This is a genomic window from Psychrobacter sp. 78a-MNA-CIBAN-0178 (genome assembly GCF_040309625.1).
GTDB lineage: Bacteria > Pseudomonadota > Gammaproteobacteria > Pseudomonadales > Moraxellaceae > Psychrobacter > Psychrobacter okhotskensis.
Map to the genome: position 1 here is coordinate 112,108 of NZ_JBEOOZ010000004.1, position 26,424 is coordinate 138,531.

24 protein-coding genes are annotated in these 26,424 nt (G+C 43.1%); 15 read left to right on the forward strand and 9 right to left on the reverse strand.

Features of this window, described 5'->3' with window-relative positions; translation table 11 throughout:
• Window positions 1–189 precede the first annotated feature (189 nt).
• The 9 genes from AAEY80_RS04470 to AAEY80_RS04510 all read left to right on the forward strand — a co-directional run bounded on the left by AAEY80_RS04470 (window position 190) and on the right by AAEY80_RS04510 (window position 8,432).
• Window positions 190–927 carry a uracil-DNA glycosylase gene (locus AAEY80_RS04470; RefSeq protein ID WP_025653009.1) on the forward strand — a complete coding sequence of 246 codons (738 nt, stop codon included), beginning with the start codon at window positions 190–192 and terminating at the stop codon, window positions 925–927.
• Window positions 928–942: 15 nt separating this feature from the next.
• Window positions 943–1,533 (forward strand): tRNA adenosine(34) deaminase TadA, encoded by a 591-nt coding sequence (gene tadA, locus AAEY80_RS04475; RefSeq protein ID WP_227502405.1) that lies wholly within the window; start codon window positions 943–945, stop codon window positions 1,531–1,533.
• Window positions 1,534–1,759: 226 nt separating this feature from the next.
• Window positions 1,760–2,512: a (d)CMP kinase gene (cmk, locus tag AAEY80_RS04480; protein ID WP_025653007.1), complete on the forward strand. Its 753-nt coding sequence runs from the start codon at window positions 1,760–1,762 to the stop codon at window positions 2,510–2,512.
• Window positions 2,513–2,801: 289 nt separating this feature from the next.
• Complete coding sequence (gene rpsA, locus AAEY80_RS04485) at window positions 2,802–4,490, forward strand: 30S ribosomal protein S1 (RefSeq protein WP_025653006.1); 1,689 nt, start codon at window positions 2,802–2,804, stop codon at window positions 4,488–4,490.
• Between the two features lie 334 nt (window positions 4,491–4,824).
• Window positions 4,825–5,130 carry an integration host factor subunit beta gene (locus AAEY80_RS04490; RefSeq protein ID WP_025653005.1) on the forward strand — a complete coding sequence of 102 codons (306 nt, stop codon included), beginning with the start codon at window positions 4,825–4,827 and terminating at the stop codon, window positions 5,128–5,130.
• A gap of 98 nt (window positions 5,131–5,228) precedes the next feature.
• The gene (locus AAEY80_RS04495; RefSeq protein ID WP_025653004.1) at window positions 5,229–5,633 is read left to right on the forward strand and encodes a lipopolysaccharide assembly protein LapA domain-containing protein; all 405 of its coding nucleotides are present in this window, start codon (window positions 5,229–5,231) and stop codon (window positions 5,631–5,633) included.
• A 73-nt stretch (window positions 5,634–5,706) separates the two neighbouring features.
• The gene (gene pyrF, locus AAEY80_RS04500) at window positions 5,707–6,405 is read left to right on the forward strand and encodes an orotidine-5'-phosphate decarboxylase (protein WP_025653003.1); all 699 of its coding nucleotides are present in this window, start codon (window positions 5,707–5,709) and stop codon (window positions 6,403–6,405) included.
• A 231-nt stretch (window positions 6,406–6,636) separates the two neighbouring features.
• Complete coding sequence (locus tag AAEY80_RS04505; protein ID WP_037026311.1) at window positions 6,637–7,434, forward strand: metallophosphoesterase; 798 nt, start codon at window positions 6,637–6,639, stop codon at window positions 7,432–7,434.
• A gap of 161 nt (window positions 7,435–7,595) precedes the next feature.
• Window positions 7,596–8,432 carry a histidine phosphatase family protein gene (locus AAEY80_RS04510; RefSeq protein ID WP_025653001.1) on the forward strand — a complete coding sequence of 279 codons (837 nt, stop codon included), beginning with the start codon at window positions 7,596–7,598 and terminating at the stop codon, window positions 8,430–8,432.
• Between the two features lie 130 nt (window positions 8,433–8,562).
• Here AAEY80_RS04510 and rpsT read toward each other — a convergent pair whose 3' ends face one another.
• A complete protein-coding gene (gene rpsT, locus AAEY80_RS04515) occupies window positions 8,563–8,829 on the reverse strand; it encodes a 30S ribosomal protein S20 (protein ID WP_010200097.1) in 267 nt (88 codons plus the stop codon).
• A gap of 482 nt (window positions 8,830–9,311) precedes the next feature.
• On the opposite strand from rpsT, the gene AAEY80_RS04520 reads away from it, so the two are divergent.
• From AAEY80_RS04520 to AAEY80_RS04540, 5 genes are all read left to right on the forward strand, one after another.
• A complete protein-coding gene (locus AAEY80_RS04520; RefSeq protein ID WP_025652999.1) occupies window positions 9,312–10,013 on the forward strand; it encodes an NAD-dependent epimerase/dehydratase family protein in 702 nt (233 codons plus the stop codon).
• An 89-nt stretch (window positions 10,014–10,102) separates the two neighbouring features.
• Window positions 10,103–10,618, forward strand: a complete 516-nt coding sequence (gene rraA / locus AAEY80_RS04525; RefSeq protein WP_025652998.1) for a ribonuclease E activity regulator RraA — start codon at window positions 10,103–10,105, stop codon at window positions 10,616–10,618.
• A 234-nt stretch (window positions 10,619–10,852) separates the two neighbouring features.
• A complete protein-coding gene (mfd, locus tag AAEY80_RS04530; protein WP_025653012.1) occupies window positions 10,853–14,623 on the forward strand; it encodes a transcription-repair coupling factor in 3,771 nt (1,256 codons plus the stop codon).
• Window positions 14,624–14,842: 219 nt separating this feature from the next.
• Window positions 14,843–15,274 carry an HIT domain-containing protein gene (locus AAEY80_RS04535; protein ID WP_025653013.1) on the forward strand — a complete coding sequence of 144 codons (432 nt, stop codon included), beginning with the start codon at window positions 14,843–14,845 and terminating at the stop codon, window positions 15,272–15,274.
• 315 nt (window positions 15,275–15,589) lie between these two features.
• Entirely contained in the window at window positions 15,590–17,791 is a 2,202-nt protein-coding gene (locus tag AAEY80_RS04540) for a neutral/alkaline non-lysosomal ceramidase N-terminal domain-containing protein (RefSeq protein ID WP_025653014.1), read from the forward strand.
• Window positions 17,792–17,878: 87 nt separating this feature from the next.
• Here the strand turns inward: AAEY80_RS04540 and AAEY80_RS04545 are convergent, their stop codons facing one another.
• Complete coding sequence (locus tag AAEY80_RS04545; protein ID WP_156915669.1) at window positions 17,879–18,043, reverse strand: hypothetical protein; 165 nt, start codon at window positions 18,041–18,043, stop codon at window positions 17,879–17,881.
• A gap of 40 nt (window positions 18,044–18,083) precedes the next feature.
• Here AAEY80_RS04545 and AAEY80_RS04550 point away from each other — a divergent pair, with 40 nt between their 5' ends.
• The gene (locus AAEY80_RS04550; protein WP_025653015.1) at window positions 18,084–19,484 is read left to right on the forward strand and encodes an adenylate/guanylate cyclase domain-containing protein; all 1,401 of its coding nucleotides are present in this window, start codon (window positions 18,084–18,086) and stop codon (window positions 19,482–19,484) included.
• 302 nt (window positions 19,485–19,786) lie between these two features.
• Here AAEY80_RS04550 and fdx read toward each other — a convergent pair whose 3' ends face one another.
• The 7 genes from fdx to AAEY80_RS04585 form a co-directional block, all read right to left on the reverse strand.
• Window positions 19,787–20,125, reverse strand: a complete 339-nt coding sequence (gene fdx, locus AAEY80_RS04555; protein ID WP_025653016.1) for an ISC system 2Fe-2S type ferredoxin — start codon at window positions 20,123–20,125, stop codon at window positions 19,787–19,789.
• A gap of 93 nt (window positions 20,126–20,218) precedes the next feature.
• A complete protein-coding gene (gene hscA, locus AAEY80_RS04560; RefSeq protein WP_201577928.1) occupies window positions 20,219–22,099 on the reverse strand; it encodes a Fe-S protein assembly chaperone HscA in 1,881 nt (626 codons plus the stop codon).
• Between the two features lie 249 nt (window positions 22,100–22,348).
• Window positions 22,349–22,930: a Fe-S protein assembly co-chaperone HscB gene (hscB, locus tag AAEY80_RS04565; RefSeq protein ID WP_025653018.1), complete on the reverse strand. Its 582-nt coding sequence runs from the start codon at window positions 22,928–22,930 to the stop codon at window positions 22,349–22,351.
• 177 nt (window positions 22,931–23,107) lie between these two features.
• Complete coding sequence (gene iscA, locus AAEY80_RS04570) at window positions 23,108–23,428, reverse strand: iron-sulfur cluster assembly protein IscA (RefSeq protein ID WP_025653020.1); 321 nt, start codon at window positions 23,426–23,428, stop codon at window positions 23,108–23,110.
• 266 nt (window positions 23,429–23,694) lie between these two features.
• Window positions 23,695–24,111 (reverse strand): Fe-S cluster assembly scaffold IscU, encoded by a 417-nt coding sequence (gene iscU, locus AAEY80_RS04575; RefSeq protein WP_025653021.1) that lies wholly within the window; start codon window positions 24,109–24,111, stop codon window positions 23,695–23,697.
• 194 nt (window positions 24,112–24,305) lie between these two features.
• The gene (locus tag AAEY80_RS04580) at window positions 24,306–25,532 is read right to left on the reverse strand and encodes an IscS subfamily cysteine desulfurase (protein WP_025653022.1); all 1,227 of its coding nucleotides are present in this window, start codon (window positions 25,530–25,532) and stop codon (window positions 24,306–24,308) included.
• The gene (locus AAEY80_RS04585; protein ID WP_010199379.1) at window positions 25,529–26,038 is read right to left on the reverse strand and encodes an Rrf2 family transcriptional regulator; all 510 of its coding nucleotides are present in this window, start codon (window positions 26,036–26,038) and stop codon (window positions 25,529–25,531) included. The genes AAEY80_RS04580 and AAEY80_RS04585 overlap by 4 nt, the downstream gene beginning before the upstream one ends.
• Window positions 26,039–26,424: the final 386 nt, after the last annotated feature.

The window sequence follows — 26,424 nt, forward strand, 5'->3', positions numbered from 1 at the left end:
AAACCACGCTATAGTCAGTGAAAAGTAATATCGAACCATCACGCCCTGCTGATATCCATTTTTCTTGCTTGCTGTACCTGCGCAGACAGAGATTAAAAAAATTGATATTAGCAATACCATCGCGTTTCTAGGATATTGTGACTGTAGTTGCGAAGTAATTATTCATAACAAATATAATAAGGATGTATCATGGAATTGTTCGACGAGCAAGCGACGAAAACCCCAGAGCAAAGGCAGGCAATTTTAGATAATGTCCGTCTACCAGCAGATTGGAAAGCGGCCCTAGCAGAGGAATTAACCTCTGACAATATGGACAATCTACGAGCGTTTTTAAAGGAAGCGTATCAATCAGATGAGAGCATTTATCCACCGGCTCCTTTGATGTTTAATGCGTTTAACCTAACCCCTTTATCAAAGGTTAAAGTCGTTATCTTAGGACAAGACCCTTATCATCGTCCAGGGCAGGCAATGGGCTTATCGTTTTCGGTGCCCAAAGCGATTCCCAAGCCACCATCACTCAATAATTTACTCAAAGAGATGGCCGATGACATTGGTACCAGCTATTCTGCACATGGGGATTTGACCTATTGGGCGCAGCAAGGGGTTTTATTATTAAATAGCTCATTAACCGTGCGAGAAGGTGAGCCGAACAGTCATCAAAACAAAGGCTGGGAGCAGTTTACCGATGCAGTGATTGATGTGGTCAATGAACAAACGGAGCACACCGTGTTTATATTGTGGGGCAGTAAGGCACAAAAGAAAGGCAAGTATATCGATACAGAAAAACATCTGATTTTAACGGCGGTGCATCCATCACCACTTGCTGCCAATCGTGGTGGGTTTTTTGGTTCCAAGCCATTTTCTAAAACCAATGATTACTTGGTACAGTATGGACAGACGCCCATTGACTGGCAATTACCACAATAAATGCCAAATAATTCGATGATAAATTTACAACTTCATCCGTTAACAGATAACCAACTCGCCACTATTGAAGTAGACGCTTCATTCGCAAGCAGTACGTTTTGGTCGCTAGAAGACGTGAAATGGATGCAAGAAGCACTGCTGCTGGCTAAACAAGGGGCTGCGCTCGGAGAGGTGCCAGTAGGCGCTATATTGGTTCACAATCAGCAGATTATTGGCCAAGGGTTCAATCAGCCAATTGGGCGCCATGACGCAACTGCTCATGCTGAAATTGTTGCACTAAGGGATGCGTGCGCGCGTTTAGAGAACTACCGTCTGCCATTACAGACAACGCTATACGTGACTTTAGAGCCCTGTACGATGTGTATTGGCGCACTCATTCATGGGCGTGTGGAAAGACTGATCTATGCGGCGAGTGAGCCTAGAGCGGGGATGGTAGGCAGTCAAATGAACTTAGCTGCACAATCTTTTTATAATCATATTATCGAAGTACATAAAGGCTTATGCTGCGAGCATAGCAGTCAAATGTTAAAGCATTTTTTTCGTGAGCGTCGCCAAGCTGCGAAAAAGAACAAGCTCAGCGACCATACCATCATCAGTAACAAATAAAATAGACATTCAACAAGATATCAGTCTTGTGGCTAGTGATAGCGTGGTTTTTTTGCTATAATATCGCCCTATTTGGTTGCTAATAAGTTAGTAGTCTAACAAGCAGTTGATAATTAAGTAAATATTGCGTAGTTACTGTTGCATCAAGTCGCTTTTGTTTGATGAGGTTTTTAGTATAAAAGCCGCCATATACGCAGTGCCTACTATAAAGTGATAAGTGAATCCTATGACCGTCTCTACACCTGCTAATGATAATAGCCAAGCGCAGCCAATGCGTTATCCTGTTATCTGTATTGATGGGCCAAGTGGCGCAGGCAAGGGCACGGTAACTTGGCGTCTGGCACAAGCATTGAATTATCAGCTGTTAGATTCAGGCGCTTTATATCGTATCGTTGGTTTAAAGGCATTTGAAGCAGGATTGATTACTGCCGATGCCAGTCAGTCGATTGATGAGACGGCTGTATTACAGTTAACGCAAAGTTTAGAGATTGCCTTTGTACCTAACAATGAGTCAGGGCGTGTCGATATCATCGTGAATGGTGAGGCAGTGGGTGAGCAGGTGCGTAACGAAACGATTGGTGGTTATGCCTCACAAGTGGCTGTCTATCCGACAGTTCGTCACGCTTTACTAAAGCTACAACAAGATATGGCAACCCGCTCAGGACTGGTAGCTGATGGTCGTGATATGGGTACAGTTGTATTTCCAAATGCTGACGTTAAAGTGTTTTTGACTGCTAGCGCGGCAGCCCGTGCCAAGCGCCGTGTTACACAGCTAACAGAAGCAGGTCAAGCGGCAGATTTTGAGGCAATATTAACGACGATTAAAGCCCGTGATGATCGTGATGAAAATCGTACGACAGCACCGTCAAAGCCCGCAGAAGACGCTTTAGTATTAGACAGCTCAACGCTTGATGCTGATGCGGTTTATGAACAGATAAAAAAACATTGCCAGAATCAGGGTATTTGCTTTAATAGTTAATAGAAACAACATATTAAGCACTAAAAAGTTTCCTATATCTTTGATTTTAGTATAAAATTATAGTATGTCAGGTAAGGAATGACTAGAACGACATTGAAGCTTTATTATGATAAGACAATTGTTGTTAATGAGTTTAGTAAACATTGAGTTTATTAATAGTACGCTTATTAACAACAACCGTTTTTTTTATATGACTATATAGGATATAAAACCAGTATTCCGTTTTATATAGTCATAAATTTGATCCGTACTGTGCTGGACAGGATACGGCTATACAAAGGTAGACATAATGGAATCATTTGCTGAACTATTTGAAGCGAGCATCGAAGAAACAGGTCTGGATATCGAGCGTGGCTCGGTTATCACAGGTACTGTTGTAGCCATCGATAATGATTGGATTACAGTAGATACTGGTCTTAAGTCTGAAGGTATCGTCGCTCGTGAAGAGTTTTTAAGCGAAGAAGGCGAACTTGAAGTTGAAGTTGGCGATAGTGTCGATGTTGTGGTTGAAGCGGTTGATAATGGTATGGGTCAAACCTTACTGTCACGTGAAAAAGCCAAACGCGTTGAGACTTGGAATTTCCTTGAGAAAATCTCTGACAACGATGAGATCGTTAAAGGTATTATTTCTAGCAAAGTTAAAGGCGGCTTTACCGTAGATATCGGTTCAGTACGCGCGTTTTTGCCAGGTTCATTGGTTGACGTTCGCCCTATCCGTGATACCACGCATCTTGAAGGCAAAGAGCTAGAATTCAAAGTCATCAAACTTGATCAAAAACGCAACAACGTTGTGGTTAGCCGTCGTGCAGTTATGGAAGCTGAAAACTCAGCTGAGCGCGAAGAGCTATTGAACAAGCTTGAAGAAGGTATCGAGATCGAAGGTATCGTTAAGAACCTTACTGATTACGGTGCATTCGTTGACCTAGGTGGTATCGATGGTCTATTGCACATCACTGACATGGCGTGGCGCCGTATCAAGCATCCATCTGAAGTCGTTGAAGTTGGTCAAGACCTAAAAGTTAAAGTATTGAAGTTTGACCGTGAGCGCAATCGCGTTAGCCTAGGTCTAAAACAACTTGGTACTGATCCTTGGGATAACGTTGGCGGCACTTACCCAGTGGGTAGTGTAGTAAAAGCACGTGTAACCAACTTGACTGATTATGGTTGTTTTGCTGAGATTTCTGAAGGTATTGAAGGTCTAGTACACGTATCAGAGATGGATCATACCAACAAAAACATCCACCCATCAAAAGTAGTTCAAGTGGGCGATGAAGTTGAAGTAATGATTCTTGATATCGATGAAGAGCGTCGCCGTATCAGCCTAGGTATCAAACAGACTCTAGCCAATCCATGGGATGAGTTTGATAAGAAACACGAGCGCGGTGATAAAATCACTGGTACGATCAAATCAATCACTGACTTCGGTATCTTTATCGGTCTAGATGGTGGTATTGATGGTTTAGTTCATCTATCTGATATCTCTTGGAACGAAACTGGTGAAGATGCTATCCGTAACTACAACAAAGGCGACACCGTTGAAGCAATGGTATTGTCTGTAGATGCAGAAGCCAATCGTATCAGCCTAGGCGTGAAGCAGTTAAGCTCTGATCCATTCAACGAATACCTAGTCAACAATGACCGCGGTGCTATCGTTAATGGTAAAGTAAAAGAAGTAGACGCTAAAGGTGCTACTATCGAGCTTGCTGACGAAGTTGAAGCGTACCTACGTGCCTCTGAGATCCAACGTGACCGCGTTGAAGATGCGACTAAGCATCTAACGGTTGGTGATGACGTTGAAGCGAAAATCATTAGTGTAGATCGTAAAACACGCAACATCAACTTGTCTATCAAAGCGAAAGACGAAGCTGAAGAGCGTCAAGCGATTAAAGATCTTGGTAGCACTAGCACGACTGCTGCTCCAGGTTCTGATGCACAGCCAAAAACCATTGGTGACTTGATTAAAGAACAAATGCAGTAAGCGACAAGCTATTAATATAGTAGTAACAAAAAAAAGCGACTCCGGTCGCTTTTTTTTATGATCAAATTTACCTAAGTAGTATGAATGATTGAGGTTTTTGCTAAAACAGGCAAACTCTTATTTCCATTTATCCCAATATCCGCTATCATTTGCAACATTGAGTAACAAGACACCAGTCAAATCAAGATTCAAGCGATATTACGGCTTTATGGTAACAGCGATAAGTTTAAGTGTTTATGAGTTAACTCATTAGTTAGCCAAAAAATAAGCCATCGTAAAAACAGATTTTGACAGACAGTCATTTTATCCATTAATCAACAGGGCAAGCGTCATAATGCAGCAAGCGATTAACAAATCCGAATTTATTAGTAATTTGAGTGCGAATTGTGAAAATATAACTGATACAGTTGTAGATGATGCAGTACGTGAAATATTAAATTTGATGACCCATACTTTAGCCAATGACGGTCGGGTAGAGGTTCGTGGGTTTGGTAGTTTTTGTCTCCATCATCGCCGCGCCCGTATGGGGCGCAACCCAAAAACAGGTGAGAGCGTACCGGTACCCGCCAAAGCGATACCGCATTTTAAGCCTGGTAAAGCACTACGTGAAGCCGTCAATGATAAAGTAGCCAATAAATAGTACAGTAGCAGCTATGCTATAGATGTGTTTATTAATGACACACTTTAGACTGCTATCATTAAACTATGAACTCTATTCAAAACCGAGGTATACGTCTCATGCGCATCTTACTGCTGATATTACTGTTCTTAAGCTTTGCTTATTCGCTAGGTTTAGTATTAGCCAATAATACTGAGGTCGGTGTCAATTTATTGTTCTCACAAGCACCGACGATGAATTTAGGACTGCTACTGATACTTTGTTTGATACTCGGTATTATCATTGGTATTTTGTTAGCGTTGCTTATCTTCCGTGTGCTGCAAAATAAGTGGGAAATCTCACGCTTGCAAAAGGCCAATATACATCTACAAGAGCAATTGACGCAAGCCAATATCGCTATCGATCGTCAAGCGAATGCGCCTACGGTAGAAGCTGCAGTTTACGGGACAACTGAGACCCATGTACAAGACACAGCGGTTAATATAGATGAAGCCTCTACTTTGGCTAAGCATAGGCGAGATTAAATCGCTGAATGAGATGAATGATTAAGCTGCACCTATAGTGCTTTGAATACTCTGATATAAATATGGCAAAACCATGAATAATGTAATTAAGTCTCCCGTCATCGTCGCCTTAGATAATATGACCATGGTGGCATCTTTAGCGCTGGCTGATCAATTAGATCCAGCGTTATGTCGCTTAAAGGTAGGCAAAGAGTTATTTACCCGCTGCGGGCCTGATATCGTCAAGAACTTGCAGCAGCGCCAGTTTGATGTGTTTCTAGACTTAAAATTCCATGATATTCCTAATACCACAGCGCAAGCCGTACTGGCTGCCGCTGAGCTTGGTGTATGGATGGTCAACGTCCATGCCAGTGCTGGCCTCGAGGCGATGTCATTAGCAAAACAGCGCTTATTGGATAATAACCTTAATACCCTGCTAATCGCCGTCACCGTACTGACCTCTATGGATAATCAAGCATTGACGCAAACGGGTATTACTGATGGCCTGGATGTGCAAGTGAGTCGATTAGCACAGTTGACCAAACAAGCGGGGCTTGATGGTGTCGTTTGTTCAGCACAGGAGGCAAAAGTACTTAAAGCATTATGCGGTCAAGACTTTAAGCTAGTAACCCCTGGTATTCGCTTGTTAGATGATAATGCGGATGATCAAAAACGCATCTGTACCCCGAAACAAGCATTGAATGAGGGCTCTGATTATCTGGTCATAGGGCGCTCGATTACTCAAGCTAAAGATCCTGCTACTAAGCTACAGACGATACTTCAAAGTATTTGATCTTTTTATGGTAACAGAATAATAAAAAAAGGCGGCCTAAATGGCTGTCTTTTTTACTTTTTGCTGGTCGATGAAAAGGTGCTACACTAGTTAAATTTATACTGATACCTACCTTAAACATATGATAGGCAATTACAAATTCGCATCGTCTATTAACAGACAGCACGCGGCCTCTAGTTTTGCTTGCTGCTCAATTTTGAGAAATGGTATTATCAAATAATATTGGATAGTATGAAATTACAGATTTTAAGCGACTTACATATTGACAGCTATGCGCGTCAATCGCATCCCATGGGACATATTCCCAAAACCGACGCAGATGTGTTGTTAGTAGCGGGAGACACCGCTAACAGCGATAACGGCATGCCATGGTTGCAGGAGCAAGCAGCGCGTCTACAAATACCGCTACTTACTATTGCAGGCAACCACGAGTACTTTGATGAAGATGTGTTGCATTTTGATAAGAAGCTTGCCACTTGGGACAATTATAATGCCCACTTGCAGCAAGGCGTTCGGGTTTTACAATGCCAACATTTTGATATCGGCGAGGTACGAATCTTAGGCTGTACATTGTGGACGGATTATCAATATCAGGCCAATGAAGACACGATGGCCGCTGCCAGACGTTTTATGCGTGACTATAAGCAAATCTATGCTGGCAACGATCTTTTCTCTCCTGAGGTATCGATGCAAATCCATGCTGAGCAGCGGCAATGGCTAAAAAAAGCCTTAATAACCTCTAAAGGGTTGGGCAAAACAACTGTTGTCATGAGTCATCATAGTGTCAGCGCCTTATCGGTGTCTGAAAAGTACGCTAGCCTACCGAGTAATGCGGCATTCGTTAGTGATTTTTCTGGCTGGATGCATGAAGACTGGGCGCCGACGCTGTGGGTGCATGGGCATACGCATGAGGCATTTGATTATCGTATTGGTAATACTCGCGTGATCGTCAATCCGCGTGCTTATCCTAATGAAGTCAGTAGTACTGAGATAGCATTCGCATGGAATAAGGTCATTGATATTGGGTGAGTAGCGTGTCTCATAACAACCTTATGTCGCAAACAGCAGCAGGTTTGATTTTGCAATCATGATAATAATCTGTCTTAAACTCTAATCATTATTACTGCTTATATTGCAACTGGATTTATATTTTGTTCATTCCTGATAAAAAATCTGCTACGCTTGCTGGCATGAGTAAATATCCTATTGATACCCCGTCAAAACTATCCGCTGATAAGCTTGCGAGCCACACGCCGAGTGCCCCAGCACCGTCACACTTACCGGATAGCATGATCTCGTCGGTCCGCCTTTTGCCCGAAGATAAACGACTGATTTTATTTACCAGACACTCCTTGCGCGAGCGTTCTGATGGTAATGGTTTTGCCAGCTACCAGTTGCCACTGACACCAAAAGGCCGTGTACTGGCCAAATCTTGGGGGCGTTGGTTGGCAGGACATTTGCCATACTCGCTCGATGTCGATAGCATCTCAAGCCCGATTGGTCGCTGTATTGATACTGCGCAGCTGATGCAAGAAGGCGCGGGACTACAGCGCAATATCGCTCATCAGTCTTTGCTAGTAGAGCCTGGCAGCCTAGTCACTGAGCCTGAGATTGCCAACGTGGTATTTAAAGAGATTGGGGTGCTTAACTTTATCAATCGTTTCCTCCAAGGCAACCTCGAAGGCACTAAAAATGCCTATCAGGGTGGTCTCGATATCTTGTCGCTTTTTTATCAACATCAACCGCAGCACGGGCATTTAATGCTCGCTGTTAGTCACGATACTTTATTGTCTGCTTTTTTAGCGGTCATGCTTGATGTGACCGAAATCGATTGGAATGATTGGCCTAAGATGATGGAAGGGGTGTTTTTGTGGTTTGATGATAAGCCCTTTGAGCAAGCCAATGCTTATTTTGTTTGGCGCGGTGAGGTTTATATCCGCCCGATTAGCGCTTTATTAGAGGGCTACCGTGCTGCTGGTTTTCATCCGAATAAATTGCTATTGCCACCTGAAGTAAAGTGGACTTAATTGTTTTTTTTGCCAAATGATGAATAATTTCTCAACAGGCATAAAAAAACCTTGCTCCAGTATTAGAACTGGTAACAAGGTTTTAGTCATCACGCTATAAAGGCGAGATGCGGTCTAAACGCTAGCAATCTTAAGCTTGTAGGCCTTTGATTGTTTTGTTTAGGCGGCTCTTACGACGAGCAGCTTTATTCTTATGAATAATACCTTTGTCAGCCATACGATCAAGAACCGGTACCGCTTTTTTGTAAGCTTCGGTAGCCGCGTCATAATCTTTAGCAGCGATTGCCGCATCAACACGTTTTAAGTAAGTACGAACCATAGAGCGTTGTGACGCAGAGTTCTGACGACGTTTGGTGTTTTGACGGGCGCGTTTACGAGCTTGTGCAGTATTAGCCACGCGTATCTCCTTGATAAAGACAGATAAAAATATGAATGTTGATTGCAATAATGGGTTTAACAATCATCGGTGACGAGCAGCCTCTCGCCAAACATGATGTCGATGTCTGATATTAAGACCTCTAATATCGATAGAACATCGCAAGCGCCAGAACTGTTTGGAATAATTAAACAGCGTTGACGTGTAAAGCCGGTTATCTTAGCAAATTATTGCGCTTAGGACAATATATTTGATAGTTAATGCACAAAGTAGTTAAACTATCTGCTAATATTTTGCTGTATTTGGCTATTAAGAGCAAAGTTGGTCGCCAAGCGATGCCTATTACTGACAAAATCTCTTACAATAAACTGTGTCTAACTGTGCCTAATAACCCTCAGTGATGCGTTAATTTAGGTATGATACATGAGCGATCTTTCTTTACGGATATGTCTTCTCATCATCATGGATTTTCTAACATTATACAAAATACAAATGGATAGGGTATGCAGCGAAAAGCAATTATGATTGGCGCGACAGGATTGGTAGGTCAACATCTTGTAAAGCAGCTTAGTGAGATTTATGATACGTTGATCGTGATTGCTCGGCGTCCACCACGCTATATCAATGCCAGTATGCGTTTTTATCAGGTCAATGATTTTGATAATTTAAGCGAAATCTTTGCCAGTGTTGGGGTTGATCGAACAACGGATGCCTTTAGTTGCCTTGGTACTACTAAGAAACAAGCGGGTAGTGATGAAGCTTTTCACAAAGTCGATCATGATTATAATGTCAATTTCGCTAAATTATGCCGCGATAAAGGTGTTGAAAACTTCTTTTTGCTGTCATCGATGAACGCTGATATCGGCAGTCGCTTTTTATACAATCGGGTCAAAGCGGAAACTGAGCAGTCGATTGTGGCCTTGGATTTTGCCCAGCTAGTGATTTTTCGCCCGTCTTTGTTACTTGGCAAACATAAAGGTCGTCCACTTGAAAGTATTGGCCAAAAAGCCTTTCAGCTTATATCACCGTTGGTGTCTGAATCGTTATCATTGCATCCTATTTCGGCCAAGCGTGTTGCTAGCGCTATGGCTATGAGCGCCCATGACATTTATCAGCGTAGCAAATACCGGACCGAACCGTTATTGGAGCACACGGATATCATTGAAAATAAGCAGATGCTGGCAATGACTAGAGTGAAAAAATAGCCTAAGCAGTACATAAAAAAATAGTTAAAATCAATTATAAGTAATTAAGGAGCCTCATCATGTCAAACACGATGCCAGAAGCAACCGCAATGAATAAAGAAAACTTTGTGACTTGCGATTTATTGGATGCCAACCCAGAGTCACAGGTGTGCTTGCCTAATATCGAAGGTAAGTCCTTTTATAGCTTTGGTGGTAAAGATAGGTTTTGCGGTGAAATCGTAACGGTCAAATGTTTTGAGGATAATAGCCGCGTAAAATCGTTATTAAATAGTGATGGCAAAGATAAAGACGGTAATGGCAAGGTATTGGTCGTCGATGGTGGTGGTTCTATGCGTTGCGCGCTGCTAGGCGATATGATTGCGCAGTCGGCGATTGATAATGGCTGGGCAGGGGTTGTGGTGTACGGCTGTGTGCGCGATGTTGATGATATGGCAGCAATGGATATCGGGGTCATGGCGCTCGGTTGTATCCCGCGTAAATCAACCCGCCGTGATGAAGGCCAAACTGACATCGAGATTAGCTTTGGTGATTTAACCCTAAATTCTGGTATGTTTGTTTATGCAGACAATAACGGCATTATCGCGAGCGACAAGCCATTAATTTAAAAACCGCTTATAATTTAAAAGCAGCTTAATGCATACAACTAAAAAACCTCAGCTTAACCGTTGAGGTTTTTACATTTACTCTGTCTTTATATACGAATATAATTTTTATCAACTATTTAGCTATTGGTTTTTTATTAAAAATGCTAAGTGACAAACCGTTACGGCATAAATTTTGGTAATTGCTGAAATATTCGTATAATAGCTTTCTGACTCTTAACGTTGATCCTATTCTTTATGCCTATCACTGCTTTGACTGACGCCTTTGACCCGATTAACCAGCAGTTATTCCCTATCCAGAATGCCCAGCGCCGTTGGCTGGCACCTGTGCATGGGGCAGTCAGTAGTTTGTGGCTGGCAAGTCTGGTGCAAACGCCGCTATGGAATGTTGCCGACCGTTTGAAAGTCGTGGTAACTCGTGACCAAAACCAGCTTAACCAGATAGAGACAGAGTTGGCATTCTGCGGCGTCGATGCTTATGTATTCCCTGATTGGGAGACATTGACCTATGATGAGCTGTCACCGCATCAAGATATCGTCAGCGAACGTATCAATCTATTAACCGATATGCCAGCGTCAGGCGTGCTGCTCATCTCGGTACAGGCGTTGATGCATCGGGTCGCACCGCCAAGCTGGCTGATAGGGCAGCATTTTGATTTGAGTGTGGGTGATAGATTCGACATCAACACCCAACGTGGCTTGTTGGCAAAGGCCGGTTATCGTGCGGTTGAGAACGTCTTTGAGCCGGGCGAATTTGCCGTACGCGGTAGTATTATTGATATCTTTGCCATGGGTCAGCCGTTTCCGCTACGTCTAGATTTATTCGACGATGAAATTGAAACCATTCGCTTCTTTAATCCGCAGACCCAGCGCACATTGACCGTTGATGACCTAAAAACGATGATGAGCGGCAACGATAGTAGCATGGGCAAAGAGTCGCTGTCGCTACTGCATAAACTGCCAGATATCTCAAAGCCTATTGAGCAATTTCAAATCTTACCCGCCAAAGAGTTTCCGCTTGATGAGGGGCGCGAGACCTTTCGCACTAACTTTGCTGCGATGTTTCCTAATACCAGTAGCCGTAAGTTTGAGCTGCATAAAGACGTCATGGCGGGTATCGCCAGTAGCGGACTTGAATACTATCAGCCACTATTTTTTGACTTAAAGGATTGGGAGGCTGAGAGTAGCTTATTTGCTTACCTACCAAGTGATGCGCTATTTATAACAGATGAGTTGATTAACGAAAAACAGGCAGATTATTGGTCACAGATTCAGCGCCGCTATGAAGAGCGCCGTCATGATATCGATAAGCCTATCGTCGCGCCTGAGTTGTTGTATTTATTATCAAATACTCTAAACGAGCACCTCAATCATTATCCACGCGTGATTCTCAGTGCCCGTAATGAACTCGCTACTATGACCGATGTCGCTGCGATTGATAGCAGTGATTCATTATTAAAAGATGCGTCATTGTTAGCAGACAAATCATTGCTGCAAGTTGAAGGGCAGTCAGATTCACAGTCACAACTGTCGCTTGTGCCGAGTAAGCAACAAGGTTTGGTGACGTTAAGCGCACAAGAGCCACCTCAATTGGCCGTGAACCATCAAAAAGCTGAGCCTCTTACCGAGCTGTTAGAGTTTTTAGCGCTGCAAGAACAAACGGCAACCCCAGTATTAGTAGTAGCAGAAACGGCTGGTCGTCGTGAGATTCTCATTGAGCTATTTAAAGGTAAAATTGATATCAAGGCTTATGATAGCTTTGAGGCATTTTTAGCAGCAGACAAATCAAAGAGCAATGGTAATAAGCTGCCGCAGGTTGGACTCACGGTTGCACCCATTGAGCGCGGGGTTTATGTTCCTGAACGTTTAGTGCTGATTAGTGAGACACAGTTATTTGGTCGGCAAGTACTACAAACGCGCCGCCGTCGTCAAAGCGGTGTGTCAGAAGAGTTTTTGGTTAAAAGTGTTACCGAGATAACCGAAGGTAGCCCAGTGGTGCATATCGAGCATGGTATCGGGCGTTACAATGGACTGATTACGCTAGATGTCGGCGATGGTGAACAAGAATTTATTCATTTGAAATATGCCGATGATGCCAGTATCTATGTACCGGTTGCCAATTTACAAATGATTAACCGTTATAGCGGCGGTGATCCTGCACTGGCGCCATTGCATAAAATTGGCAGCGGCAAATGGGATAAAGCCAAGCAAAAAGCGCTCGAGCAAATCCATGACGTGGCGGCTGAACTGCTTAATATGCAAGCACGGCGCGAAGCCAAAGTTGGTATTCATTTTAAAATAGATCCATCACAGTACGAGCTGTTTGCCAGTCAATTTGCTTTTGAAGAAACGCCCGATCAAGCCAATGCTATCCATGCGGTGATGGAAGACATGAGGCAAAACCAACCAATGGATCGCCTTATCTGCGGTGACGTAGGTTTTGGTAAGACTGAAGTGGCCATGCGCGCGGCGTTTATCGCGGTCAGCGCCGGTTATCAAGTGGCAGTATTGGTGCCGACAACCTTGCTAGCAGGCCAGCATGAAGACAATTTCCGCGACCGTTTTGCTGATTGGCCAGTGCGTATCGAAACGCTATCGCGCTTCGGTGGCAAAAAGCATCAAGAAACAGTGCTAACAGACCTTGCAGCTGGCAAGGTTGATATCGTTATCGGCACGCATAAACTATTACAACCCGATGTGAAATTCTCTAATTTAGGCTTGATGATTGTTGATGAAGAGCATCGCTTTGGCGTGCGTCATAAAGAGCGTATCAAGGCGATTCAGACTGATGTGGATAGTATGTCGATGACTGCGACTCCCATCCCTAGAACGCTTAATATGGCGCTCTCAGGTATGCGTGACATGTCGATTATTGCGACACCACCGGCACGTCGTTTGGCTATCAAAACCTTTGTCATGCAAAAAACTGATGCTCTAATGAAAGAGGCTATCTTGCGTGAGCTACTGCGTGGCGGGCAAGTTTATTTATTGCATAATGACGTGGCGAGTATTGAGCGTATGGCAGAAACCATACGTGAGCTGGTTCCTGAGGCGCGAGTAGGGGTCGCTCATGGACAAATGCAAGAGCGCCAACTTGAACAAGTCATGCAGCAGTTTTATCATAAAAAATTCAATGTGCTGATATGCTCGACCATTATCGAAACCGGCATTGATGTACCCAATGCCAATACGATTATCATTGAGCGCGCCGACAAGTTTGGTTTGGCGCAACTGCATCAGCTACGTGGTCGCGTTGGTCGTAGTCATCACCAAGCCTATTGTTATCTGCTAGTGCCTTCTATCAAAGGTCTTAAAGGTGATGCCAAGCGACGCTTACATGCGATTGAACGCGCCAATACCTTAGGTGCAGGCTTTATGCTGGCAAGCGAAGATCTAGAGATTCGCGGCGCGGGTGAGATACTTGGTAAACAGCAAAGCGGTAATATGCAAGCGATTGGTTTTAGCTTATATATGGACATGCTAGAGCGAGCGACGAAGGCGATTAAAGCAGGTAAAGAGCCTGATTTAAGCACACCATTGTCGCTGACCAGCGAGATTAACTTGCATAGCTCGGCGTTGATACCAGAAGAATATCTACACGATGTTCATCAACGTTTATTATTTTATAAGCGCATCAGTAATGCTGATGATAAAGAAGCTCTGACTGATATTCGTACTGAAATGATTGACCGTTTTGGCATATTACCTGAGCAAACCAAGCAGTTATTTGCCATTCACGGACTGCGTATACAAGCTGAGCCGCTAAAGATTAATAAGATTGATGCCAATAGTAATAGCATGACGTTAGAATTTGCACCTGATACACCGGTCGATGCCTTAGCGATTATTAAGTTGATTCAGAGCAATGGGCAGCGCTATCGTATGAATGGTGCCTCTGGCATTCGTTATCAGGATGCCGATAAACTGGCAACACCGCAGCAGCGCGTCAGTGCAATTCAAGAGCTATTACGCTATTTTAGTGAGCATATGGTGGCAGAGTCAGCTTAGCTTCATTGATTTATATTTTTAAACTGAACAGATTCGCTAAATAATTTAAATAAGGTGAATGTTGCATCCTAAGACAATCAGTCATAGCGCTATTTTATCGGTTGGATAACTGATAAAATAGCGACATCCTATATTTAGCTTATTATCCTTATAGCTTATTAATTTTTGAATTAATTCTAATTCCTTTTATTCAAGCGTCATAACAAGAGAACCGTCATTATGTTCCAACTTCATCATAAACTTGCTGCTGATAGTTTTTTAGTGGGTGATTTCCCATTATCGACCTGTCGTTTAATCAATGATTGCCAGTTTCCTTGGTTGATATTGGTGCCGCGGGTATCAGTTATCAAAGAGTTATATGAGCTGTCTGAGGCTGACCAAGCGCAGTTTTTGCGTGAATCGAGCTGGTTATCAAGCCAATTGGCCAAGACCTTCCAAGCTGATAAAATGAACGTGGCAGCACTCGGCAATCAAGTACCGCAGCTACATTTCCATCATATCGTTCGCTATCAAAACGACATGCAGTGGCCAAATCCAGTATGGGGTGTACCTGCTATACCGTATACCAACGAAGTATTGGCGCAGATGCAGCAGACATTAATGATGGCATTACGTGGTCATCATCAAATGCCGTTTGATTGGCAAATGTAATCAGGCATTAAATGATGAGTTGTCAGTTTTGCCTCAATGTTTTTATTAAAGTAGTTTTTATTTAAAAAAAGTCATAGTAAAGTTAGATTTAATGATAATTTCAGCTGAGTTAACATAAATCGTTTTACATTTGTCTGTTATTCATTATATTAGAGAGTGAGTTGGTTAAATGGATATAGCCAACTTATCTGCTCGTAGCCGTTTTTTGCGTATTAATCAGTATGATTTTTTTGCCGCATTGCAAACGCTTCGAGGTACTTAATCTTAGATTGGAAGCTTTCAGTCTAAGATTTCACTCTGTGTTAAGGATAACAGATGGCTACTTCCTCTATCGCACCTCCACTATTACGACCTTCTATGTTACTTATCTCTATTTGTACCGCGGCTCTCGGTTTGACTGCCTGTGAGACGGATTCAACTGAAGACTCCCCAGTAGATAGCTCTGTCACATTAAATTATAGTGCTTCTACGGCAGCGACATCTACAAGAGCAATGCCGACAACACAATATCTCGTTGGTAGCGGTAAGGCAGATATCACCGGTGCTGCTGCCGAGACGGGCATGTTTGGTTATGCTTCTGGACAGGTTGTGCAAGGTATTAATGACCGCTTATATTCTCATGCTTTTATTATCGGAGAGGATACGAATAGTCAAAATCAAGGTAAACGCGTCGTTTATGTCTCAGCAGATATGGGGGCGATGTTTACCGCGGTAAAGCTTGAGGTCATCAGGCGCTTAAAAGCAGATTATGGCGAATTATATAATGATGATAATGTCATGCTCACTGCTACTCACACCCATGTCGGCAATGCTGGCTACTCGCATCAACAGCTGTATCAAATTGCCAGTACTGATGATACCTTATCAGGCTATAGCAGCCAAAACTTCAATGCTATCGTTAATGGTATTGTCACCTCGATTAAGCGTGCTCACGATACCTTGGCTCCCGGGACGCTATCTTTGGCGCAAGGCGAGCTAAAAGGTGCAACGCTCAATCGCTCAGAATTTGCTTATGACAATAATGCCGATGCAAAAGACTTTGACAGTAATGTTAACGAGACCATGACTCAGCTGCGCCTGAATGCTGCCGATGGCACGCCAGTAGGTCTGATTAATTGGTTTGCACTGCATCCAACCAGTTTTAGTAATCAGTTTATGCATCTAAGCGCTGACAATAAAGGTTTTGCTCAGCGCGGCGCTGAAAAGATTTTTGGTAAAAATTCAGACAAGCCGTTTGTCGCCGCTTTTGCCAATGCTGATGAGGGTGATGTGCTGGCGGCAGGCGGCAATGCCAACTCAAAGCCAGGCTATCAAGGCAGTGATAATGAATGGGAAAATGTCAGGCGTGATGGGCAACTGCAGCTTGATAAGGCGGTTGAGCTTTGGAATCAAGGTGTGCCGGTTGCTGGACCAGTAGACGTACGTGCCCGTTGGGTCAATTTGAAGGGCTATCAAGTCGATGGTAAATTCACCAATGGCGCAGGCAATAAAGTCTTATGTATGCCAGCCCGCGGTTACTCGTTTGCTGCTGGCAGCGAGAATGGTCCATCGAACATACCGGGTATGTATGAGGGCATGACGCGAGAAAATTTCCGCATTAATGATGATATTAATAAAGTCGACCAGTCTTTCCTAGGTAGTTTGACGCGCGGCGCCTTTGGTATTGTTTCAACCGTCAGCCAAGATGATTGTCAGGCTGAAAAACAGGTGTTATTACCGACTGGCAGCTGGGGCTGGATTAATACTGAACAACCTGTTCAGCTGATGCGTATCGGTAATATCGCTCTCGTTGCTATTCCTGGTGAGCCGACCACCATGGTCGGACGACGGATGCGCGCGGCAGTACTTGCACAGCTAAAAGACTCAGGAGTTGATACCGTTATTATTAATGGCTTGGCCAATAACTATAGCGGCTATTTAAGTACGCGAGAAGAGTTTGCCACCCAGCATTATGAAGGGGCGTCTACTGAGTATGGCCCTTATCAAGCTGCTGCTTATGTCCAAGAATATACGCAACTGGCCGAAGCGCTACGGGATGGCATAGAGGTTTATGACAGCGCCACGCCGCCTGATCGCTCAGGCAAATCGTTTAATGAGCGTCCGGGGGTGGTGTTTGATGACAAGCCTTTAAGACAAAGTTGGGGACAAACCCTCACTCAGCCCAAAGCCAGTTATCAAAAAGGTCAGGTTGCCACTGCGGTATTCCGCGGCGCTCATCCTAAAAACAATCTACGTACCGAAGACAGTTTCTTAAAAGTACAGCGTTTTGAGAATGGTCAGTGGGTCGATTATTTGAGTGATAGCGACTTTGATACCACTTATACTTGGCAGCGTGAAGGCGCGGCTTATAGTAAGGCTATCGTTGATTGGCGAATCAGTAACGATACCCCAGCGGGTACTTATCGATTGACCCATCAAGGCGACTGGAAAAATGGTTGGACACGTAAAATTAAGCCTTATTCAGGCATTTCTAATACTTTTACTGTTCAACAGACCCTAGTATTTTCCATCTTTTGAATGCTAAAAAGCCAGATATTTAATATCTGGCTTTTTGATAATTGTTTTAAGTGATAACTGCCGTAAATTATTTTTATTTTGAGAGTCTTAAAAGTATTTGAAAGAAAAAGGAACGACCAAGGGTATTCTTTTGGTTACCAATGACATAGGTTGTATAAGCTTATTGTCGTATAATAAGCAATCACTATTATTATCCTCTTTTTTGTCATTGTCATCATGGCTACTATAGACATGCGCTGATGTATTTGTCATTGACTCTCATTAGTTTGTCTTGCTTAAGCGAACATTCCTTATGACCCTTTTAGATAAGTTAAGACCGAAAATCCTGTTGCAGGACGATAGGATTTATCGATTTGACTATCCAGAAGTCTTCGTTTTAATCCTGACCGTTGTACTGATGGCTGTGCATTTTGAGTTTAGCCCAATGTCAATGGCTTTGCTCGTTATCATCTCTCTGCCAAGCCTCATGATTCTTATTTACAACTATCGTCGCCAAACCAGCTTTTGGACGTCTAATATTGTCATTATTTTGTTGTCTGCAGTGATAGGTTCGCTACAGTTCTGCACCGTGATGTCCATTAGCTTAGCGGCGTTGATAGCTATTCGTATTATCATAAGTAGTCCTGAAAATCATTTAAAGCTGATAGCGGTATCGGTAGTAACCATCATTATTTTTTATTATGTCAGCGTTACTTTACATGGTACTGGGATGGACTGTTATGAAGGTTGGCTACCGGCCATCGTGCTGATTACGAGTATGACCGTCATTATTTTTCATTTTCGCTACATTTATCATCAATACATTGGCTACGAAGCCAGCGCGTTACAAGCAGGTGGGCGTTTAAATACTATGGTGTCTGTCATTAGTAAACTGACACGCTTTGTTCCTCCTCAAATCTGGGAGCCCATTGTAAAAGCAGATAGCCCTATTAGTGTCTCGAATAAACGGGCCAAGCTCACCATTATGTTCTCAGATATCGTTGGCTTTACTGAATTGTCTGATAGTCTAAGTGCTGATAATTTGGCCGATATTCTGAATACCTATATGCACTGTATGACCTTGATTGCGCATAAACACGGCGCAGTACTTGATAAGTTCATTGGTGATGGTATGGTGTGTTTTTTTGGTGAACCGGACAGTCGTGGCGCTCGGCAAGATGCCTTGGACTGTGTTGCCATGGCTATAGATATGCGCCGTGAAATGCGCACGTTACGACAAAAATGGCGACTCATGGGTTTTGATGGTTTATACATACGTATTGGTATTACCACCGGTTACTGCCATGTCGGTAATTTTGGTAGTAACAATCGCCTGAGTTATACGCTGATTGGCAAAGAAGCCAATCTAGCATCAAGGCTTGAAGCCAGTGCTGGGAAGGGTGAAATACTCGTTAGCGAAAGTACGCATGATTATATTTGTCACGATTATGAGTGTGATTATTCAGGTGCTTATCAATTAAAAGGCTTCGATGATAAGATTAAAGTATGGCAAGTACTTGATCCTGATGCCAATAAAGGTCGTTTATCAAAGTGGGTCGACCACACACTCCCTGGCTTTAATTTGCACCTCAACTTCAAAGATATGAAAGACAGTGATTATCAAGATGTGAGAAACCGCCTAAATCTTGCACTTGAACGTATTGAGCAAGAAGAGGCGGTGGCGCTTGAGGCTAATATAGTCGATACTAAATAAAATGGATACGTTATTTAATAACGCGAAACTGGTATAAGTTTTTCTGGCTTGCTGTGCCTACGCCGACAGAGGCTGCAAAACTCATATTAAAAACTAAGCATCCCAGTCCCGCTGTATCTTTTTCATATTGGACTGAATATAGCTTGAATAAGAGTAATAACAGTCGTCATTAGAAAAGCTTTAGATACGCTCTTTCTTTAAGTTTTTCCAAAAAAAAGGTCAGTTCATTGTTTTAACAATGAACTGACCTTTTTTACAATACCTAGATATTATAGGGAGCAAGAAGCTAATGCTGCGAGTGCTTAATGATTTTCTTTTGCATGGTTAAGCGTATATTTAGGAATCTCAATAGTTAAGTCATCATCATCAAGCATGACCTGACAAGACAGGCGTGAATCAGGCTCCAAGCCCCAAGCACGATCTAGTAAATCGGCTTCGATATCATCCATCTCATCTAAACTATTAAAGCCTTTGCGCACGACCACATGGCAGGTAGTACAGGCTTTTGACATCTCACAAGCGTGCTCAATCTTGATGCCTTTTTCTAATAGCGCCTTGCATAAATTGCTGCCAGCTTCTAGCTCGACTTCGGTGCCTTCAGGGCAAATTTCATGATGCGGTAGTACGGTAATCTTTGGCATAAATTGTCTGTCCGATGCTAATCAATTAAAAAAATAAAAATATAAGAGGTCAGCTTAGTAAAATTGCTAAGCTGTATTGGTTCGATATTTTTGCTACCAGTCTTTAGCACTCGTACCTGCCATGCTGGCTTTGACGCTTTGATTCATAATTCGAGCAGCAAAGGCATCGCTATGAGGCTTGAGTTTTGCTTGCTTTGCCTCGATAAGCGCCAAATCATCAGTACTGAGCGTGGTTTGTAATGCTTGTATTTGCTCAGCCAATAATTGCTGTTCATCAGATGTCAGTAAGGCAGCAAATTCGTTAAGTGCTGATTGCAGTGCTAAAACTTCACGTTCCGCTTCTACTTTGGTCTCAATTAAAGAGCGTGCATTTTTATCTTCTTCAGCATATTTAAAGCCCGCTACCAATAGTTGTTCTTTTTGTTCATCAGATAGCCCATAAGACGGCACGATTTCAATCTTGCTTTCTGTCTTAGTCGTGGTTTCTTGCGCACTGACGGTCAGCTGACCATTGGCATCAATACTAAAGGTCACTTCAATACGGGCAAAGCCAGCTTTCATTGGCGGGATACCGTATAGCTCGAAGCGGCCCAGTGAGCGGCAGTTATCTACTGTCTCACGCTCGCCTTGTACCACATGAATCACCATACCTGTTTGACCATCTTGATAGGTAGTGAATACTTGGCGTTTTTTGACAGGAATAGGTGTATTGCGTGGAATCAGTACCTCAACCAGACCACCCATGGTCTCAAGACCGAGCGATAGCGGCGTTACGTCTAATAGCAATAGATTGTTATCACTATCACCGTTGACCAATTGATGCGCCGTTTGGGCAGCGCCTAAAGCCACAACTTCATCTGGATTTAGACGGCAAAGCGGCTCTTTAGCAAAAAACTCAGTCACTACCTGCTGTACAGCTGGCATACGGGTAGAGCCACCGACTAAGATAACTTCATCTAAGTCTGAGGTAGATAGCTTGGCATCACGCAGTACTTGTTCACAGACACTTATCGTGCGGCGGCTAACGGGCTCTGCAATAGTTAGCAAGTCTTCACGGCGTAGCACACCTTGATAAGACTGCTCATTGACAGTGATATCGATATCGACCTGTTCAGCATCAGTTAGTGCTTGCTTATAAACTTTGGCTTGTTGCGCAAGTATTGACTTGTCATGCAAGCTTACGTCTTTGGGGTCGATATTTAATTGCTTAATCAGCCAATTGGTCAGTAAGCGGTCAATATCATCACCGCCAAGCGCACTATTGCCGCCTGTGGCCAATACTTCAAAAACGCCGTCATTTAGTTTTAAGATAGAAACGTCAAAAGTACCACCACCCAAATCATAAATTAAGTAATAACTTTCTTTATCACCTTCTTGATTAGGCTGATCGAGACCATAGGCAACGGCTGCGGCGGTCGGCTCATTTAATAGACGCAGTACATTGATACCAGCCGCTTGCGCCGCATCTTTGGTCGCTTGACGCTGCGCTTCATCAAAATAAGCAGGTACGGTAATGACAGCACCTGCAATACTATCTTCAGGTAATGCGCTTGCTGCACGTTGCTCAAGAGCGGCTAATATACGAGCTGACACCTCAACAGGAGATACTTCACCCTGAGCGGTGACAAAAGCTGGCATGTCATCTTTATTGCCACTTAATTCGTAAGGATGAGAGAATTTTATATCCGCTTGGCTGCGACCCATAAAGCGCTTAGCCGAGACGATCGTATTTTTTGGATCATCCGCTAAGTGGGCTAGGGCATCATACCCAACCAATGGCTTGCCAGTACTTGGATAATAGACCACAGAAGGTAGTAAAGTGTCGTTAGCTGCGCCTGCTTCTAATACTTGCGCCTTGCCTGAGCGCACCACAGCGACCAATGAGCGCGTGGTACCAAGGTCTATCCCTAGGCCAAAACGATGCTGATGGGGTTGGGCACTTTGATTGGGTTCGGCAATTTGCAATAAAGACATAAGATAACTCAAAGATAAAATGAATAAGTGAAATGGGGCAAATACAACATAGGCGCTATGACAGTTAACGGCTGCGATTCTTCTCTAACATAGAAGAGAGTAGCGTTTAATAGCGCTTAAAATATGGGATTATACGGTATCGTTGAGACTATTTTAACCACCGCTTTAGAATATTGCTTTAAATAAGAGCGATAAATTAGAAAAGCTTGCACATACTATCAATGATACAAGCTTTTGAGTATTCATTGTCTAAACGTATAAATCATCATCATCTGAATGCTCAGACGTTGCGACCTCATCAAGACCCGTTGTCACATCAGCATTTAACTTGACCAAGAATTTTAATTTTTGCGTCGCATCAATCGCGGTTTGCCAGTCTTTGCTTTGGTAAGCATTATTAAAACGCTGAGACTGTTTGGTCAAACGTTCTGTAATCTGCGGATGTAGCTGTTGTAACGTTGAGAGATTTTTATCTTCAATCGCCTCATCCAATTCGATACGCATCTGCATCGCATCTTCTAAAAAGTCTAAATCAGCGATTGAGTGTTCTAGGTTTTGTGCTTGTCCTGCCACATCTAACAGATAGCTTGCACGGCTATCAGGCGCACTCAGCGCTTGATAGGCTTGGTTAATCAATGCTGATGCTTGCTCAGACTGCTGTTGCGCTTGGGCGGCGTCTGTCAAGTTCTTGGCGACATTATCAGGATGATAGCGTTTTTGTAGCAGACGTAGATGCTGATCGAGACTTTCTTGATTGACGTCAAACTGTACCGGCTGCTCAAATAGGGCAAAGAAGTTATCAAACTGGGCTTCTTGAGTAATGTCTGTCATATCATACGCCTTGCTTTTTTTATTTATTTTTAAGGTTTTATCTAGCCAGTGGCTACTTTACTATTTGGTTGGCTGCACTGCTTACTGATTTAAGATTGGCTATTGCAGCACTTATTTACCATCGCCCGAATGTTAGGTCAAAAACCCTAAACTCAGAAAAATCAAATTATTTTATCATTAAACCGTAAAGGATTCGCCGCAACCACATTCGCCTTTCTGATTGGGGTTAGTGAACTTAAAGCCTTCGTTTAATCCTTCTTTTTCGTAGTCCATCAACAAGCCATCTAAATATACCAAGCTCTTAGGATCAATAAAAATACTGACGTCACGGCTTTCATAGCGCGTGTCATTTTCGTCAGGGGTATCTACGAACTCTAAAACGTAAGCTAAACCTGAGCAACCCGCTGTGCGGATACCCACTCGAATACCTTCGCCTTTACCGCGATTGTCCAAAAAGTCTCGAACATGCTGAGCGGCGCGTTCTGTCATTTCAATCATGCCAACTCCCATTGACTATCAATAATAGAGATAATAATTTAAGAAAACTGTAGATGATCTGACAACCAAAACAACGGGCTTGCCAAAATAACATCTGGATAACGATGAGTTAATAACTAAATTAATAATTAATAACTGCTAGAAAATAAAAGGTGACAATTACATAAGCGTCATTGTCACCTCTATAGCGTTAGTAGCGATGCTAAACACAACTACTAAAGTATTGCTATTATAATACTCAAAATACAATGCTTACGCTAATAGGCTTAGCTAGTCGCTTCTTCTGCCATAACAGCAGCTGCTGCGCCATGCTTACCTTTATAGTCGCTAATAGCGGCTTTAATGGCGTCTTCTGCAAGAACAGAGCAATGCACTTTTACGGGTGGTAATGCCAATTCTTCAGCAATGTGACTGTTCTTAATCTCACCAGCTTGATCCAAGCTTTTGCCTTTTAACCACTCAGTGACGAGCGAGCTTGAGGCAATTGCTGAACCGCAGCCGTAAGTCTTGAAGCGTGCATCTTCGATGATACCGTTATCATCGACTTGGATTTGTAGACGCATCACATCGCCACAAGCTGGGGCACCAACCATACCAGTACCAACGTTTTTGGCATTTTTATCAAGATTGCCGACGTTGCGTGGGTTTTCGTAATGATCAATAACTTGGTCACTATAGGCCATGGGGTTTTCTCCTAGTTAGATGATGAGCAGTGGCTTCTGAAAGTTGAAACACTACCCACTCATCGATAATTGGGGTCAAACATTTAGGTAATAAAAACGGTATTTATAAAATAAAATTCATAAAAACTATGTTTATAATTGTCTGATTCATCATTTAATAGCTATATCTAATAAGTACTTCATTGTTTCAGGTTTTAGTGTTCAGCCCACTCGACTGAATCTAAATCAACACCTTCTTGATACATATCCCAAAGTGGTGATAGGGCACGTAATTTATCAACCGCTTCGTGCATCTGCTTGATAATCGTATCGATGTTTTCTTCAGTAGTATAACGACCGAAACTAAAGCGAATTGAGCTGTGTGCCAATTCGTCTGGACGACCAATAGCGCGCAGTACATATGATGGCTCAAGGGTCGCTGATGTACAGGCTGATCCTGACGATACGGCTAAGTCTTTTAGCGACATCATCAACGACTCACCTTCAACGAAGTTAAAGCTGATGTTTACAATGTTAGGAACGCTGTGCTCTAAATCACCGTTTAGGTAGATCTCTTCGATATCTTGTAAACCATCCCACAGTTTTTGGCGCAGTTTTGCAGCATGGGCATGGTCTTCTTCGTAACGCTCATTGGCAAGGGCAAATGCCGCGCCAAGACCAACGATTTGATGCGTTGGCAACGTTCCTGAACGCATACCGCGCTCATGACCACCGCCATGTTGTTCTGCTTTTAGACGAATACGTGGCTTACGACTGACAAATAGCGCACCGATGCCTTTAGGACCATAAGCTTTGTGGCCTGAAAAGCTCATCAAATCGATTTTCATCTCTTCAAGATTAATGAGTATTTTACCGACTGACTGAGCACCATCCACATGGAAGACCACACCAGCTTCGCGAGTAATTTCGCCAATAGCAGCGACATCAGTAATCGTTCCAAGCTCGTTATTTACCATCATAAGTGATACTAAAATCGTATCGTCACGTAGCGCTTCTTTCACTTGCTCAGGTAAGATAAGACCGGTGCTTGGCTGTGGCTCAAGATATGTAATTTCAAAGCCTTCTTGCTCAAGCTCGCGGCAAGTATCTAATACAGCTTTATGTTCGATTTTACTGGTGATGATGTGCTTACCGCGAGACTGATAGAAATGTGCCGCCCCTTTGATCGCTAAGTTGTCAGACTCAGTCGCACCAGAGGTAAAGACGATTTCGCGTGGATCGGCGTTGATGACTTCTGCCACTTGTTGACGCGCCACTTCGACCGCTTCTTCTGCCTGCCAGCCGTAGCCATGCGAGCGCGAGGCGGGATTACCAAAGATGCCATCTACCGTCAGATATTCGCTCATCTTAGCTGCAACTGACTTAGCAACTGGGGTGGTGGCGGCATAATCTAAGTATATAAGGTTGTTATGTTGGCTCATGCTGGGTTTGCCTCGCTGGTCGATAGGGTAATAGTATTGATGTCTTTTATGGAAATATCTTTGGTAACGGTCTGCTGACGGTCTGAGACTGACTGCACGTTTTCCATGTCTAATAATTGCGCTAAAGTTATATTTTTCAAGTACTGTTCGATATGATTGGACAGTGCACACCATAAGTCATGGGTTAAACACATTGTACCACCTTGGCAGTCACCGCGTCCTTCGCACTGCATCGCGTTCACAGACTCATCGACAGCAGAAATAATGCTCATCACATCGATTTCGTGCAATGGCTTGGCTAAATGATAGCCACCTGCCGCACCGCGGATACTCGTGACTAAGCCACGTTTACGAAGTTTAGAAAATAACTGTTCGAGATAAGAGATAGATATGGATTGCCGCTTGGCAATATCGGATAACGATACCGCTGTCTCTTGTTGGCTGGTCTGTAACGCCAGATCTAGTAACGCAGTAACGGCATATCTGCCTCGAGTAGTCAAACGCATGTGTTATCTCCCAACTTCTCAGTTATAAGTGTATTTAACAACGATCTTAGTCAAGTAGTTTTGGTAAAAGCGAACTTTTGCCTCTGTTAATTGTCTATCAACTAAGTATGTCTTATCGCTATTAAACAACAGATGATGAACCCGATGTGTGCAACGATAGAGTAATTATACTTAATCCCGAGTAATTTAGTCAAGATTAAAGTGTGGTTGAATGGTTAATCCAATTGATTACTACGATTGATAAAAACAATGGTGGCTAAGGTAGGGTAAAAGCTGGCTTGTATAATAAAAGTTTTGTACCGATTTAAGCTTTTATATTTGTTTCAAGTTCACGGTTAGCAAATTAAAGCGATAAAAAAAGCGTTTGGTAGCTTATTGCAGCTATC

Bases quoted from the DNA above. Each gene is read 5' to 3' on its own strand.
- AAEY80_RS04470 (WP_025653009.1), top strand. From the start codon at position 190: ATGGAATTGTTCGACGAGCAAGCGACGAAAACCCCAGAGCAAAGGCAG.
- tadA (WP_227502405.1), top strand. From the start codon at position 943: ATGATAAATTTACAACTTCATCCGTTAACAGATAACCAACTCGCCACT.
- cmk (WP_025653007.1), top strand. From the start codon at position 1,760: ATGACCGTCTCTACACCTGCTAATGATAATAGCCAAGCGCAGCCAATG.
- rpsA (WP_025653006.1), top strand. From the start codon at position 2,802: ATGGAATCATTTGCTGAACTATTTGAAGCGAGCATCGAAGAAACAGGT.
- AAEY80_RS04490 (WP_025653005.1), top strand. From the start codon at position 4,825: ATGCAGCAAGCGATTAACAAATCCGAATTTATTAGTAATTTGAGTGCG.
- AAEY80_RS04495 (WP_025653004.1), top strand. From the start codon at position 5,229: ATGCGCATCTTACTGCTGATATTACTGTTCTTAAGCTTTGCTTATTCG.
- pyrF (WP_025653003.1), top strand. From the start codon at position 5,707: ATGAATAATGTAATTAAGTCTCCCGTCATCGTCGCCTTAGATAATATG.
- AAEY80_RS04505 (WP_037026311.1), top strand. From the start codon at position 6,637: ATGAAATTACAGATTTTAAGCGACTTACATATTGACAGCTATGCGCGT.
- AAEY80_RS04510 (WP_025653001.1), top strand. From the start codon at position 7,596: ATGAGTAAATATCCTATTGATACCCCGTCAAAACTATCCGCTGATAAG.
- AAEY80_RS04520 (WP_025652999.1), top strand. From the start codon at position 9,312: ATGCAGCGAAAAGCAATTATGATTGGCGCGACAGGATTGGTAGGTCAA.
- rraA (WP_025652998.1), top strand. From the start codon at position 10,103: ATGAATAAAGAAAACTTTGTGACTTGCGATTTATTGGATGCCAACCCA.
- mfd (WP_025653012.1), top strand. From the start codon at position 10,853: ATGCCTATCACTGCTTTGACTGACGCCTTTGACCCGATTAACCAGCAG.
- AAEY80_RS04535 (WP_025653013.1), top strand. From the start codon at position 14,843: ATGTTCCAACTTCATCATAAACTTGCTGCTGATAGTTTTTTAGTGGGT.
- AAEY80_RS04540 (WP_025653014.1), top strand. From the start codon at position 15,590: ATGGCTACTTCCTCTATCGCACCTCCACTATTACGACCTTCTATGTTA.
- AAEY80_RS04545 (WP_156915669.1), bottom strand. From the start codon at position 18,043: ATGACAAATACATCAGCGCATGTCTATAGTAGCCATGATGACAATGAC.
- AAEY80_RS04550 (WP_025653015.1), top strand. From the start codon at position 18,084: ATGACCCTTTTAGATAAGTTAAGACCGAAAATCCTGTTGCAGGACGAT.
- fdx (WP_025653016.1), bottom strand. From the start codon at position 20,125: ATGCCAAAGATTACCGTACTACCGCATCATGAAATTTGCCCTGAAGGC.
- hscA (WP_201577928.1), bottom strand. From the start codon at position 22,099: ATGTCTTTATTGCAAATTGCCGAACCCAATCAAAGTGCCCAACCCCAT.
- hscB (WP_025653018.1), bottom strand. From the start codon at position 22,930: ATGACAGACATTACTCAAGAAGCCCAGTTTGATAACTTCTTTGCCCTA.
- iscA (WP_025653020.1), bottom strand. From the start codon at position 23,428: ATGATTGAAATGACAGAACGCGCCGCTCAGCATGTTCGAGACTTTTTG.
- iscU (WP_025653021.1), bottom strand. From the start codon at position 24,111: ATGGCCTATAGTGACCAAGTTATTGATCATTACGAAAACCCACGCAAC.
- AAEY80_RS04580 (WP_025653022.1), bottom strand. From the start codon at position 25,532: ATGAGCCAACATAACAACCTTATATACTTAGATTATGCCGCCACCACC.
- AAEY80_RS04585 (WP_010199379.1), bottom strand. From the start codon at position 26,038: ATGCGTTTGACTACTCGAGGCAGATATGCCGTTACTGCGTTACTAGAT.